13 protein-coding genes are annotated in these 12906 nt (G+C 56.9%); 5 read left to right on the forward strand and 8 right to left on the reverse strand.

What is annotated here, in order from left to right; all coding sequences use genetic code 11:
• Positions 1 to 83: 83 nt before the first annotated feature.
• Positions 84 to 296: an AMP nucleosidase gene (locus ACFC5L_RS01075; RefSeq protein WP_375202134.1), complete on the reverse strand. Its 213-nt coding sequence runs from the start codon at positions 294 to 296 to the stop codon at positions 84 to 86.
• A 216-nt stretch (positions 297 to 512) separates the two neighbouring features.
• On the opposite strand from ACFC5L_RS01075, the gene ACFC5L_RS01080 reads away from it, so the two are divergent.
• Positions 513 to 2801, forward strand: coding sequence for a S8 family peptidase (locus ACFC5L_RS01080; RefSeq protein ID WP_375202133.1), 2289 nt, complete (start codon positions 513 to 515; stop codon positions 2799 to 2801).
• Positions 2802 to 2804: 3 nt separating this feature from the next.
• Here ACFC5L_RS01080 and ACFC5L_RS01085 read toward each other — a convergent pair whose 3' ends face one another.
• Positions 2805 to 3470 carry a class I SAM-dependent methyltransferase gene (locus ACFC5L_RS01085; protein ID WP_375202132.1) on the reverse strand — a complete coding sequence of 222 codons (666 nt, stop codon included), beginning with the start codon at positions 3468 to 3470 and terminating at the stop codon, positions 2805 to 2807.
• Positions 3457 to 4173 carry a glycosyltransferase gene (locus ACFC5L_RS01090; RefSeq protein WP_375202131.1) on the reverse strand — a complete coding sequence of 239 codons (717 nt, stop codon included), beginning with the start codon at positions 4171 to 4173 and terminating at the stop codon, positions 3457 to 3459. The genes ACFC5L_RS01085 and ACFC5L_RS01090 overlap by 14 nt, the downstream gene beginning before the upstream one ends.
• 12 nt (positions 4174 to 4185) lie before the next feature.
• Between ACFC5L_RS01090 and ACFC5L_RS01095 the strand changes: the two genes are divergently transcribed.
• Positions 4186 to 5334: a polysialyltransferase family glycosyltransferase gene (locus ACFC5L_RS01095; protein ID WP_375202130.1), complete on the forward strand. Its 1149-nt coding sequence runs from the start codon at positions 4186 to 4188 to the stop codon at positions 5332 to 5334.
• Here the strand turns inward: ACFC5L_RS01095 and ACFC5L_RS01100 are convergent.
• Complete coding sequence (locus ACFC5L_RS01100) at positions 5331 to 6374, reverse strand: ribonucleotide-diphosphate reductase subunit beta (protein ID WP_375202129.1); 1044 nt, start codon at positions 6372 to 6374, stop codon at positions 5331 to 5333. The two genes, ACFC5L_RS01095 and ACFC5L_RS01100, sit on opposite strands and share 4 nt — an antisense overlap.
• Positions 6375 to 6630: 256 nt before the next feature.
• On the opposite strand from ACFC5L_RS01100, the gene rfbC reads away from it, so the two are divergent.
• A complete protein-coding gene (gene rfbC / locus ACFC5L_RS01105) occupies positions 6631 to 7182 on the forward strand; it encodes a dTDP-4-dehydrorhamnose 3,5-epimerase (RefSeq protein ID WP_375202128.1) in 552 nt (183 codons plus the stop codon).
• 10 nt (positions 7183 to 7192) lie between these two features.
• Here rfbC and ACFC5L_RS01110 read toward each other — a convergent pair whose 3' ends face one another.
• The 4 genes from ACFC5L_RS01110 to ACFC5L_RS01125 form a co-directional block, all read right to left on the reverse strand.
• A complete protein-coding gene (locus tag ACFC5L_RS01110) occupies positions 7193 to 8239 on the reverse strand; it encodes a hypothetical protein (RefSeq protein WP_375202127.1) in 1047 nt (348 codons plus the stop codon).
• The gene (locus tag ACFC5L_RS01115) at positions 8236 to 9096 is read right to left on the reverse strand and encodes an ABC transporter ATP-binding protein (protein WP_375202126.1); all 861 of its coding nucleotides are present in this window, start codon (positions 9094 to 9096) and stop codon (positions 8236 to 8238) included. The genes ACFC5L_RS01110 and ACFC5L_RS01115 overlap by 4 nt, the downstream gene beginning before the upstream one ends.
• A 3-nt stretch (positions 9097 to 9099) precedes the next feature.
• Positions 9100 to 9945, reverse strand: coding sequence for an ABC transporter permease (locus ACFC5L_RS01120; protein WP_375202125.1), 846 nt, complete (start codon positions 9943 to 9945; stop codon positions 9100 to 9102).
• Between the two features lie 166 nt (positions 9946 to 10111).
• Entirely contained in the window at positions 10112 to 10747 is a 636-nt protein-coding gene (locus ACFC5L_RS01125; RefSeq protein ID WP_375202124.1) for a hypothetical protein, read from the reverse strand.
• 419 nt (positions 10748 to 11166) lie between these two features.
• On the opposite strand from ACFC5L_RS01125, the gene ACFC5L_RS01130 reads away from it, so the two are divergent.
• Positions 11167 to 12126 carry a glycosyltransferase family 2 protein gene (locus ACFC5L_RS01130; RefSeq protein ID WP_375202123.1) on the forward strand — a complete coding sequence of 320 codons (960 nt, stop codon included), beginning with the start codon at positions 11167 to 11169 and terminating at the stop codon, positions 12124 to 12126.
• Between the two features lie 56 nt (positions 12127 to 12182).
• The gene (locus tag ACFC5L_RS01135) at positions 12183 to 12902 is read left to right on the forward strand and encodes an acylneuraminate cytidylyltransferase family protein (RefSeq protein WP_375202122.1); all 720 of its coding nucleotides are present in this window, start codon (positions 12183 to 12185) and stop codon (positions 12900 to 12902) included.
• The last annotated feature ends 4 nt before the right edge of the window (positions 12903 to 12906 follow it).

Here is a 12906-nt window from a genome sequence, read left to right on the forward strand (position 1 = left end):
ATCTCGCTAGGTTTGTCTTCAGCGATGGGCGGGAAAGACAAACCTAACGGACACAACCGCAAATGTCGAATTTGGGAGAAAGCCTAGTCTTTTTTAACGAAAGTGACGGCGAAAAGCGGTTCGCCTTCGAACAGATCCTTGGGCGCTTCCATGCCCTCGATCATCTTGAAGGTGCGCGGCGTTATGGAGCCCTCCATCCGGTAGCCCTTCTCCGCCATCTTGCCGCGGTGAAACTCAAGCGCGGCCGCCGTGAATTCGCGGGCGATGATGGTGATGCGTTCAGGATCGTTAGACATGCCAGACCTTTTTTATGCGCAGAGTATGCGATTTCGTTGCGGCGCAACCTAGAAGCGCCGCGAAGCCTTGTCCACTCTGTCGAACGCCTTCTGACCGCACCGCTCCCGCGCGTTTACCTTTTGCCATGTAAGTCGCAGTATGGTGACGAGCGGGTGAGGGCGACAGCACAGGCGACGCCGGATATGTTATTGTTTCATCGCGCTTTTTTCTTGTTTATGGCGGCTGGCCTAGGCCTCACGGCGTGCGGCGGCGGCGGCGGCGGCGCGGCCCCCTCGCCCATGGCGCAAACCCCGGCGCCCCCGCCGACGGTGAACTACAACAACTCAGAATATCGCAATCAGCCGGCGCTCGATCAGGTCGGCGCCATTTCAGCCTATGACAGAGGCGCGCAAGGAGACGGCGTCATCGTCTCCGTCATCGACACCGGGATCGACGAGGATCATCCGGAATTTCTGGGACGTATTCACCCGCAAAGCGCCGATCTGTTGATTGCGGGCGTCGTGCCCCCGGGCGATGTGCGCGCAGGCGGCCCCGACCTCAATGACTATGACGATCACGGAACGCCGGTCGCCAGCATCATCGGCGCCGCCCGAAACGGAACCGGCATTCACGGCGTGGCGCCGGAAGCGACGCTGCTCATCTACCGCGTTGACGATGACAGCATGGATGAAGAATCCCTGCTCGGAAACGCCATCGGCGAAGCGGTCACACGATCAGGCAATCTTGGCGCCGGCGTCGTCAACATGTCCTTCGGCACGGATGACCCGCTTGCGCGTCCGCAATTTGCAAACGACTTCACCTATTTCAAAAGCAAGGACGTCGTCACCGTGATCGCCGCCGGCAATGACAGCGACCCTGACCCGGATCAATCGGCGCTTGGCGCGCTCGACGTTGCAGGCGACTCCGCGGTGATCATCGCCGGCTCTGTCGACTCCCTGAATGTCATCTCGGCCTTTTCCGATCGCGCCGGAATCGCCGCAGACATCTATCTCGTGGCGCCTGGCGAATTTCTCCGCGCCGTCGTAGCGAACGGGGCGCCGGCGCAAACCCGCTCCTTTTCCGGCACCAGCGCCTCAACGCCCGTGATCACCGGCGCCGTCGCGCTCATCCGGTCGCTCTGGCCTACCTTGTCCGCCGAGGAAGTGGTTGAAATTCTGCTCGACAGCGCGACCGATCTCGGCGCGCCGGGCACGGATCCGATCTATGGACGCGGCCTGTTGAACCTCGACGCAGCGACGCGCCCGATTGGCGGCGTCTCGACCTCCAGCATCAGCGGCTCGTCTGTCGCCCCGGACGCGCTGGGAGGAAGTCTTTCCGGCGTTTACGGATCATCGCTTTCCGAACTTGGCGATATTGTCGTTCTTGACGGCTATGGCCGCGACTTCCGTCTGTCGCTGTCGGCGCTCGTGACCCGGACGGCCCCGGACGCCTTCGATCTTGAAAACCGTTATAGCCCGTTTGACGATCACCGTTACGCGTCGGCTGCTTTCGGTGGCGGCTGGTCCATGAACATGCGCCTCACATCGCGCGACCGCTCAAGCCTGTCGCTGATCGACAATCAGATCGCCCTTGGCGGCGGCGCCTTCCGCCGGGATGCGCTCGCAGACGAGCAATCCATCGGCTTCGCCTTTTCCGGCGACGTCGCCGGCGCGCATATCATTGCCGCGCAAGGGTTCACCGCGGCCGCTGTCGACCGCATGGCGGCGCCGGCGCGAGCGACGCCATTCCTGAGCGACAGCGCCTTCACAGACGCTTATCTGCCGCGCAGCACAGACGCGGTGACGTCGCTGATGCAATTTTCCGCGGCGAAAAACATCACCGCCGACGTGATGATGACGAGCGGCGGCGAGCGCAATCTCGACCTTGAAGCAACGCTTCTCGGCGAAGGGCTTCCGGACAACAATCCGGATGTCTTTGTCCTGCGCGGCGGCGTCAATTTTTCTTTCGACAAGGCGACGCTCCGGCTTGAACATGGCCTGCGTCAGGAACAAGGCGGCGTGTTCAACGCCCGCTTTGGCGAAGACGTCAGCGCCTCCACCGTCTATTCCGCCCTGGAAGCGTCATGGACGCCCGCGCCGCTCTGGCGCCTTCAGGGCCGCGTTGCAGCGGGACTGACTTTCGCGGATGCGTTCGGTTTTGAAGCTTTCACTGAGAACACGCCTGTCCTGACAACCACACAATTTTCCTTCGTGGTGAGCCGCCGGAAACTCTTCGGCGCCGCGGACAGCCTGTGGCTCGGCGTGTCACAACCCCTGCAGATAGAAACTGGCGCGCTCCAATTGATGCTGCCCACCGCCTACAATCCCTACACAGAAGAAGTTTTTTTCTCGCCTGTAACGGCGTCGCTGGCGCCCGACGGCCGGCGGCTCGACTTTGAAGCAGGCTACCGCCTGCTTTCCGATGAGAATGGCGTCATCGACATCAATCTCATTCACCAGACCTTCGGCGGTTACGATCTCGGCGCGCAAACAACAGCACTTTTACGCGGGCGGTTTGATTTTTGAGGGTCAACGGCGCTTGATGAAATGCGCCATGGATCCTGCATGATGCCACCAGTGGTTTGACGTGCGATAAGCGGGCACAACAACATAGACATCATTTTGCGCGCAGAAATCAGCAACGGCATCCATCACTGGTTGACCGTGATAACTGTCATGCAGCACAACATGACCACCCGGCGACAAAAGTGGAAACCAGTTGTTTAAGTCGTCAAAACAGCCTTCATAGCTGTGATCGCCGTCAATAAACAGAAAGTCGAAAGCGCCGATTTGGTCGTAACGCGTCTTGCGGCTGTCGCCGACGATCAGATCGACATTCGAGCCGACATCGAATTGTTTCAGCACACTAAGCAGTTGCGCGTCATCCTGCGGTGCCAGGTCGATGGAATGGATCGGCGCATCGGCGTTGGCGCAGGCCATGACGAAGGTGCTACCGCCATGGAAACGCCCTGTCTCCACAATGCCTTCGCGCGCCCGGGCGGCCTGGATGAATAGATACTCCGCTTCCCAAGGATCGAGCCTGATAAATTCGCGTGGCGCTTCCGATTTTTCCGGAAGCGCATGCGGGCGGGCATTGCGCGCAGTCTTTTTAGGGTTTTTTTCTTCGCCCGGCTGGAGAATGTTTTTTGTTCGGACCGAAGCACCAAAGCGACGGAGAAATTCAGGATACAGCACTAGACTTTTTTCCCCGCATCACTTCATCAAGTTCTCGATGCCACTCATCAGCGTAATCGACATCCTGCCAATCTGCGAACCACGGGCCGCCGCGCGTAAAATGAACGGCGCCGGGCTCGGGATCACCCCTCTCCGTGGAGTACCATCCCTCAAGCCAGTTCCATTTTGGCGATAGTTCGCCGATGGCGTCATCTTCCACCCAGGCGAGCCGGTGGAGATATGCCGGCTCCGCGGTATTCACGCATTCTGGCGTCAGCCTTTTACAATATTCATGGCTGCAATCGAAAAGAATCAGTGATGACCAGTTCTTACGGGGATATTGCTCCTGCTTGCATCCATCCATCTTGGTCTTTTCCGGCGGGCGATAATCGTGATGAACGCAGGAGACTGCCTTGCCCGGCTCAAAGCAGGCGGTCAGTTTCGCCACATCGTCGCGCCACATGAAGTCGCAGTCGAAAAACAGGGACATGCCCTCATAGCCGCTGAGATAAGGCGTCAGAAAGCGAGTATAGGTGAATTCCGTCGATGCGCGCGGATCCGCCGGGCGGGCGTAAACACCCTTGGCCCGCAACTCTTCCTGCTTCAGGGGAATAACGTCCACAGGGATCGAGGCGTGCTTGAGCAAGGAGTGCCGCGCGACCTCATAAGCCTCGATCTCGCGGGAATCCCAGCCGATAAAAACCTTCAACCTGGACGTTGTCACTGAAAATATCCTTTGGTAGCCAGAAAACCCAACCATCGTGAACTACGGAATGTAGCCGTTTTCAACCCCGGGCAACAGGGGATTTCCGGAATTCCTGCGCCCTCGCCAAAACAAGCGGACAGACAACTTGATCAACACAATCAACACATTGCCATGGATGGCACCAGTACAATGATCGAGCATGTTGGAATTGTCACAGGCCTTGCCGATTTCGCAAATTTCCTGGCGGCGGTGACGGCTGCCGGCAAACGCGATCATGGCGACGGCGACAGCATCAAAGCTGTTCTTTTCGGCTTGCCAGTGTCTCTACCCACAGGGCTGCAAAAGGAATTCATGTCAGTGATTGAGGCGGGATTCCCCGAAGTCGAGCCTTACATTTTTCCTCCAGAACTGGTCTCCAACGATCGTATTGATTTTAATGACGCCGCGACAGCACGCCTTCAAAAGACCTCAAAGAAGCGCATTGTTTATGGAAACGCGCTTCCCAAGAGCTTTCACCAACTCCTCTATGCTCACCTGAAAGCTGATGAGTTCATTTTTTTCGATAATGGTTTGTCGAGCTACTGGGACCAGCAATTTGATACGGCGGTTAAATTTCCAAAACTCGGCATTCCCGTTCCGTCCATCGCCTGCCTGTCCTTGTCCCCTCCGCTTAATGCGCCGGATTATCTCAACGGCATCCCCATAAAGGAACTATCCTTTTCCGACTATGATGACGCCTACGCAAATTTCAGAAAAGCGGCAGCCATGTCGGGAAACGGCTGGCTGCCAGAGCATGTCATTCTCGGCACAAGCATTTATCGCACCGGCCATTTAAGCTGGAACGAAGAACGCAGCGTCTATTTAAGGCTCATTGAAGCCGTCAAAAAACGTGGCGGCGAAGACATCTTGTTCAAATCGCATCCGCGCGCCACGGAAAGGCCGCTTATCTTCGAAAGCGACGGCGTCTCTGTCATGGAGAGCAGCCTTCCCATTGAGGCTTTCGCTAAGCCGGACAGCAAGGGAACAGCTTACGGGATTGCCTCAACATCGCTGATCAGTTTTGAGCGGTATTTCGGCTGGAAATCTTTTCGCATTGACGCGACAGAAACGCGGCGTGCGGTCAAGAAAAAGCCCCATCGCGGCCTGGCGGCCGCAATCGAACCGATCATTATAGACTAGGCGTTGGCGGCCTCATTGCGCTTGGCCATCATAGCGTCGAAATTCGACCAGACGCCATCATCGCCGTGCCACTCACCACGAGTCGCAGCTTTGGAATATTCTGTCGCACGCGCCTCGAAAAAGTTCGCATGCTCGACGCCGTTGAGGATTTCCGTCAGCCAAGGTAGTGGGTGTTTCTCAACGCCGTAAAGCTTGGGCAGTTCAAGCTGACCGAGACGCCAGTCAGCAATATAGCGGATATATTGCTTGATATCCTCAGCGCTCATGCCCTGGACCGGGCCCATCTCAAAGGCAAGATCGATGAACTTGTCCTCGAGACCGACAACGGTGCGGCAGCATTCAACAATATCGTCTGCAACTTGTTTCGTGACGCAACCCGTCTCCCGGGCAAAAGCATGATACATCCTGATCATGCCTTCGCAGTGAAGCGATTCATCGCGGATTGACCAGGTGACGATCTGGCCCATGCCCTTCATCTTGTTGAAGCGCGGGAAGTTCATCAGCATCGCGAAGGACGCGAAGAGCTGCAGTCCTTCGGTGAAGGCGCCGAACATGGCCAGCGTGCGCGCAATGTCTTCATGACTGTCGACGCCGAATTTCTGCATGAAGTCATGTTTGTCGCGCATCGCCTCATATTCCAGAAACGCCGAAAATTCCGAATCCGGCATGCCGATCGTTTCAAGGAGAAGCGCGTAAGCCGCCACATGGATCGTCTCCATATTGGAGAACGCCGACAGCATCATCTTCACTTCCGTCGGCTTGAAGACGCGGGAATAGCGCTCCATGTAATTGTCGTTCACCTCAATGTCGGACTGGGTGAAGAAGCGGAAGATCTGGGTCAGAAGATTGCGCTCGCCGTCGTCGAGCTTGTTTGCCCAGTCCTTGCAATCCTCGCCGAGCGGCACCTCCTCCGGCATCCAGTGAACCTGTTGCTGGCGCTTCCAGAAATCATACGCCCAAGGATAACGGAACGGCTTATAGGCGAAGGATGGGGTCAAAAGCCCAGGCAGTTCAGCGGTCGTTTCGGCGGCGTTAGTCATTTCTGGATACCCGTATATGGTGCTGTAGCTTTAAGAGAACCACTACATTTAGTAGACATTTCGATGAGAGTCGCAAGCGGCAGATGGCTTGATTGGGGCAAAAAAATCCGGCCGCGACCGCCGCGACATCAGCGCGGGAAAATTCTGGGGATAATTTGGGGGAGCACACCGCCAATTTCCACAGCGACGCAAGCACGCCCCTTGCAAGCCAAGGCCCGCTGGGCTTCATGGCCACAGCGTAAAAGGAGTTGATTCCATGGACGTTGTCGCGCTCGACATTCCCGAAGTGAAGATCATCACGCCAAGTCGGTTTTCCGACGACCGGGGGTTCTTTTCTGAAACCTATAACGCCCGCGCCTTCAAGGCGGCCGGCGTCGAAGTAGACTTCGTTCAGGACAATCATTCCTTTTCGGCGAAAAAAGGAACCGTGCGCGGCCTGCACTATCAGGCGCCGCCACACGCGCAGTCAAAGCTGGTGCGCGTCCTGCGCGGGTCGATAATCGATGTCGCAGTTGACGCCCGGAAGACGTCGCCGACTTGTGGCAAATGGGTGAAGGCGGAACTCTCCGCCGAGAATAGCAAACAGATATTCGTACCGAAGGGATTTCTGCACGGCTTCCTGACGCTCGAGCCGGATACGGAAGTCGCCTACAAGGTTGACGCTTTTTATGACGGCGCCAGCGACGGTTCCGTCCAATGGAACGATCCCGACCTTGCTGTCGACTGGGGCGTCGCCGATTCCGATGTTTCCCTGTCCGCCAAGGACGCCGCTGCGCCGTCATGGAAAGAATTCAACTCGCCGTTCTAAGGCGTCGGCGTCATCTCATGCGCCGAGAAAGATCTTTCTGCAGCGCGCGCATAGCATCGCTTTGCTCTTGCAGTCTTTGGAGGTGCTCAATCACCGCCATGCGCACATAAAGCAGGAAAACAAACAGCGAATAAATAATTCCGGCGGCGAAGATCAGCGGGCCTGCAGCGACGCCCAAAGTGGCAAAGAGGGCGACGCCCGCAGTCAGAAACACTGCGGCCACAAGAAGCAAAAGCGCATTTGAACCGGCAAATTTTTGTAGCCGCGCCATGCCGCGCAACGGCTCATTCGCGGCGAGCGGAGGCACCTCTTCACCGGCTGAGACCGGCATAGCGCCTTCGCTTAAGAACGCCGGAATATCAATGAAGGGAAATACCCGCACAGCCGAATTCGGGTTGCCGTTATAGACGCTGACGCCCGTTTCTTTCAGCATGGCGGCGGTGTCGCGCCAGGCGTCCACATGCAGATCCGGCCGTGGATTGGGCAGATTATACTTGTCCCCCGGGCGCTGGTACCCGTCAAAAAAGTAGTTCGGGTTGTCACCGTTTTCAACAATCTCAAGCTCGATGCCTTCGCGGCGACGGGCGCCTGAAACAAGCTCCTTATACTGAGCGTCAACACCAATAATAACCACTGTCTTGTAGCCAAGCGCCACCGCCCATAAGGCAGAGTGACTCCCCGTCGTCACTGCAGGCAGACTCAACACTTTCGTATCCCATCGGCGCGCATCGAAATTGACCACTCGCGGGCTGGCGCCAGCTTCGCCCAGCATCTCGATCAGATTTTCACGCAGGAGAAATTTTTCAATGCGGCCCTCCTCGATCAGCGCGCGGATTTCATCCCGGTGAGAGAGCCCGACAACCGTATCGAGACAGGCGTAATATTGCGGACGCCAGTCGATTTCACGCCAATAGCGATAGGCCGCGTTGAGGCCGATTGTTGCGTAAGGCGAAAGCGATTTTAAATCGACGCCGCGAAGGGATGGACCATTACCGAGAACAAAACAGGTCGCGCCATCCGCTTTCGCCAAATTTCCGGACTCGGCTTCTGCAGTCATTCCGCACCCGAACTCAGCGCTGTGGCCGACCGCCCGGCTTCGTTGTCCCCTCCGGAAATATCGTCACCCTCCCCGTTGTCAGCGCGTCTTGCCTTGCGCCCTTCAGCTCCCGGCCTGATGTCAGATTCATACAAGTTCACAATTTCTTCGACATCGCCGAACGCAGAGATGCTTCCATCTTTCAACCAGATCGCTTTATTGCAGTTTTCAAGAATCAACCGGCTACTGTGCGAGGCGAGGACAAGGATGCCCGCCTGATCCACGAACTCCTGCATCCGCTGGCTGGCGCGTTTGCGGAACGAGGCGTCGCCAGCGCTCATCCATTCATCCAGAATCAAAACCTCCGGCTTGAAAGCGGTTGCGATGGCGAAGCTGAGGCGCATACGCATTCCGGCCGAATAGGTATGGACCGGCAGGTCAAGAAATCGCCCCAGTTCGGAAAATTCCGCAATATCCGCCCGGCATATCTCGATTTCTTCTCGCGAACGCCCAGCGGCGAGACCACGCAACGTAATATTCTGGTGACCGTTGGCTTCCGCTTCCATACCAAGATTGAGATTGATGACGCTGGTAGCCGCTCCCTCAACCTCGATTGATCCCTCATCAGGAAGGATGATGCCGGCGAGCAGTTGAAGCAACGTCGTCTTGCCCGAGCCATTGCCGCCGATAATCGCGAGACGATCACCGCTATCCAGTTCCAGCGAGACGTTATTAATCGCCTTCACAGCGATAATCCGGCCTGCCTTATTGAAAACAAGGCGGCCCTGATCAGCTTTTTTCGCCCGAAACTTCCCGCCGCCCGATCTTCCGTGAAGCGGAAAGCTGAGGCTTACATTCTGAGCAATGATGTGCGCCATGACTTACACCCAGAACGGAAGCCGGCGCTGCATCCGGCTCGCCGTGATTAGCGCCATCACACAGCCGCCGACCGTCCAGGCGAGAACCGTCAACCAACTGCCCATGGACGCCGGCTCACCCAAGATCGACCCGCGAAAAATCTCAAGAAAATGGGTGAACGGATTAAACCCGGCCAGCGTTTTTCGTATGCCCGTGCGTTCATCATAGACCCACAGGATTGGCGTCGTAAAAAACAGGATGCGCGTCACCGCATTGAAGAGGTGCGCGACGTCGCGCCAGCGCGTGGCGATCATGCCGAAAAACACTTGCAACCAAAGCGCATTCACAAGGAACAGCGCAAGCGCCGGGATGACTTTCCAAATCTCCGCATTTGGATGCCAGTTGAGAAATGGCATGATGACAAGCGCCGAGGCCATCTGAACCCCGAAAACAAACAGGGACCGGGATATGCTCTTATAGATGTGGGTTGAATATGGCAGCGGCGTGCTTTTAATCCAGGTCGCCGCGCTATTGAAGACAGTGCATCCGTCAGAAATGTTGGCCATTAAAAAGGTCAACGCCGCGTAGCCGGTCGCCACGTAAGCAGTATAGTCGGTTCCGCTGCGCGCGGAGAAACCGCCGAAAAAAACGGCGATGGCTGCGACGAAAATATAGTAAGAAATAACGATCCAGGCGAGGCCAAGCATGCTGCGCCGATAGCGCTTCTGGATGTCGTTCCAGGCGAAGGCCGTCCACAGCGGAAAGCGCAAAAAACCGTCGACCAGGTCCCGCACAACGGTTCCGACGCCGGTTCTGGCATTCGGCGAATAGACATTGCGCACTGGCGCGGCGGGCGGCGCGGAAAACATTTTAAATAGCGCTCGGCATAGCAAAATCAGACAACGGGCCGTCTGTAGACCGATACGCGCCGACATTCCAGCCTTATCAGAGGGACGCCGCCACATACGAGAGCGGCGCGACAAACAAAAACGCCCCAGCTTTCGCAGGGGCGCCGAAATCGATATCCGTGAGACGTTAAGCGGTCTTGCGCTTTTTACGGCTCAAATAGCCGCCACCGAAAATAGCCGTACCGAACAACCATGCCGCCGCAGGGATCGGGTTGGCAATGACATCGTCGTCAAGAGCGCCGATAAACGTCAATTCTTCCGGATTAGAGCCCAGTTGGACGATAAACTTGATAGAGTTGATCGCCTCGCCTGCGGCAACGCCGAAATCAGAAAGATCAAAAGCCAGCGCTTTCAAGCTGAATCTACCCAGAAATTCACCCGTCTGGATCAGGTTGAGATCGTTCAAAGTGACGCCATTGATGACAATGTCGAACTTTTCGCTGTTAGTGCTGGTGCCGCCGATGCCAGCGATAATCAGATCGTTGCCGTCTCCATTGACGACATCGCGGTTAAAGGAAAACACAAGCTCGCAGCCGGCATCGACACATTGCACGCCATCCAGTAAGTCATCGCCGAAGATATCGGCATCTGAACCTTCATTGTAAAAGCTGTACTCACCTTGAGTCGCCGTCACCGAGGACGCAGCCCAAGCATCATCCACCTCATAATCGCCGATTTGATATGTCGCCGCCACCGCATTACTCAGGCCAGCTGACATCCCGAAAGCGGTGGCCGCTAAAATCGCAGTCTTCAAGACGCGCATAATACTCTCCTAGATACCTTCCGGTTTCCCATACCCAGACACTTACCTTCGCATACGCAAACACCGTACCAAAGGTTCCATTTCGAGACCGGAATCCCCCATGGGCAATCTACTAGTCCATATTCTTAGCCAGCAAGTTAGGACAATTCAACTCAAATTCGAAACTTTCACAATTAAATCAAATTAATAGCCTATTCCGCGTATGGCTTTTCGAGGGCGCAACCTAAGGGCGATAAGCGCTGGCGGCGGCGCCATCGCCGGGTAATTGCTGCATTGCGCAATCTATGCGCGGCGGCGCTCAACATTTTCAAGGGCGTAGGCCAATCCCGTCAGGGGTTCACCATAAAGGCGTGTTGCTGCATATCTTACGGGAATCGGCGGGCTGTCTCCGCCACCCAGTTGAACCAGGACTTGAATCCATGGCGGACCGGCACCGGGCAAGCATCGTTTTCCGCTCCCTCAATGAGGAAAAATGGCTGGGCGAAGCCCTGGCGGCCTGCCATCGCCAGATCGCCGAAGGCGTCGACATCGAGCTAGTGCTGGTCGATTCCGGCTCCACCGATCGGACGGTGGAGATCGCGGAGGCTGCCGGCTGCCGGGTCGTGCATATCAAGAAGGCCGATTTCACCTTTGGGCGCTCGCTTAACTATGGCTGCGAGGCGGCCACGGGCGATTATCTGATCTTCATTTCCGCCCACTGCATCCCGGCTCATGAACGCTGGCTTGAAAGCCTCCTCGCGCCGCTCCGCGAGGGCAAGGCCGACTATGTCTATGGCCGCCAGCTCGGCCATGAAGCGACCCGCTTTTCCGAGCATCAGGTCTTCGCCCAGTATTTCCCGGCCCTCAACAAGCTGCCCCAGGCGGATTTTTTCGTGAACAACGCCAATGCGGCGATCCGCAAGGATCTGTGGGCCCGGCATAAATTCGACGAAGCCGTCACTGGGCTGGAGGACATGGTGCTCGGCAAGGCGATCGTCAAAGACGGCGGCAAGGTCGGCTATGTGGCCGACGCGCCAGTGATCCACATCCATGAAGAGAGCTGGGCGCAAGTCCGCCGGCGCTATTTCCGCGAAGCGCTGACCCTGCGCGAGATCATGCCGGAGGTGCATTTCAACTTCGGCGATTTCCTGCGCTATTTCTCGGCCGGCGTCTTTCACGACTTTTCCGTCGCGCTCGACCAGAACCGGTTCTGGAAGACGGCGCCGGAGATCATCATGTTCCGCCTGATGCAATATTGGGGGACCTATCGCGGCCATAATGAACACCGCGCCCTCTCCCGGGCGCAAAAGGAAAGCTATTATTATCCCCGCCCGCAAAAAGGCGGGCACCATCACGGCGACAAGGCCGACGCCGCGCGCCGCAACGCCCTTGCGGAGTGAGCAAAGGCCGTTAAGAGACAGCGCCGACGGCAACGCTATTTAAGAGAAAGACTCCCATGATCGGCGACAACAAACGCCTCACCGCGCTTCTGCCCATGAAGGCGCATAGCGCACGGGTCACCTCGAAAAACTTTCGCGACATCGCCGGCAAGCCGCTCTTTCGCTGGGTGCTCGATGAAATGGCGGCGTCCCCCGCCATCGACAAGATCGTCATCAATACGGACGCCCGCGCGATCCTCGCCGACAACGGCCTCAAAGACGGCGACTATGACGGCAAGGTGATGATCCGCGACAGGAAGCCGGAAATCTGCGGTGATTTCGTTTCCATGAATCTCGTGCTCGGCGACGACATCGAGAATGTCGCGTCGGATTATTACCTGATGACGCACACCACTAACCCGCTTTTGTCGCGCGCGACCATCGAAAAGCTGATCGAAGAGTTTTTAAGCGCAGAAAAGCAAAACCGCGCTGACAGCCTCTTCACAGTGAACCGGCACCAAACCCGGTTTTATGCGCCTGAAGGCGCGCCCATTAATCACGACCCGGCGAATCTCATCCGCACGCAGGATTTGCCTCCATATCTTGAAGAAAACTCAGTGTGTTATCTTTTCACCGGAAAGAGTTTCGCCAAAACCGGCGCCCGCATCGGCGAGAAGCCGATCCTTTTCGAAACGCCGCGGCTAGAGTCCGTCGATATTGACGAACCGTCCGACTGGTTCATGGCCGAATCGCTTCTGATGCGCGTCGCCGCCAGCGAAATGCTGCCGAAGGAATAAACCA

Source organism: Hyphococcus sp. (assembly GCF_041986965.1).
In the GTDB taxonomy this organism is placed as follows: Bacteria; Pseudomonadota; Alphaproteobacteria; order Caulobacterales; family Parvularculaceae; genus Hyphococcus.

What these genes read in the sequence shown, in the direction of transcription:
- ACFC5L_RS01075 (WP_375202134.1), bottom strand. Translation starts at nt 296, where the DNA reads ATGTCTAACGATCCTGAACGCATCACCATCATCGCCCGCGAATTCACG.
- ACFC5L_RS01080 (WP_375202133.1), top strand. Translation starts at nt 513, where the DNA reads ATGGCGGCTGGCCTAGGCCTCACGGCGTGCGGCGGCGGCGGCGGCGGC.
- ACFC5L_RS01100 (WP_375202129.1), bottom strand. Translation starts at nt 6,374, where the DNA reads ATGACTAACGCCGCCGAAACGACCGCTGAACTGCCTGGGCTTTTGACC.
- rfbC (WP_375202128.1), top strand. Translation starts at nt 6,631, where the DNA reads ATGGACGTTGTCGCGCTCGACATTCCCGAAGTGAAGATCATCACGCCA.
- ACFC5L_RS01110 (WP_375202127.1), bottom strand. Translation starts at nt 8,239, where the DNA reads ATGACTGCAGAAGCCGAGTCCGGAAATTTGGCGAAAGCGGATGGCGCG.
- ACFC5L_RS01115 (WP_375202126.1), bottom strand. Translation starts at nt 9,096, where the DNA reads ATGGCGCACATCATTGCTCAGAATGTAAGCCTCAGCTTTCCGCTTCAC.
- ACFC5L_RS01120 (WP_375202125.1), bottom strand. Translation starts at nt 9,945, where the DNA reads ATGTTTTCCGCGCCGCCCGCCGCGCCAGTGCGCAATGTCTATTCGCCG.
- ACFC5L_RS01125 (WP_375202124.1), bottom strand. Translation starts at nt 10,747, where the DNA reads ATGCGCGTCTTGAAGACTGCGATTTTAGCGGCCACCGCTTTCGGGATG.
- ACFC5L_RS01130 (WP_375202123.1), top strand. Translation starts at nt 11,167, where the DNA reads ATGGCGGACCGGCACCGGGCAAGCATCGTTTTCCGCTCCCTCAATGAG.
- ACFC5L_RS01135 (WP_375202122.1), top strand. Translation starts at nt 12,183, where the DNA reads ATGATCGGCGACAACAAACGCCTCACCGCGCTTCTGCCCATGAAGGCG.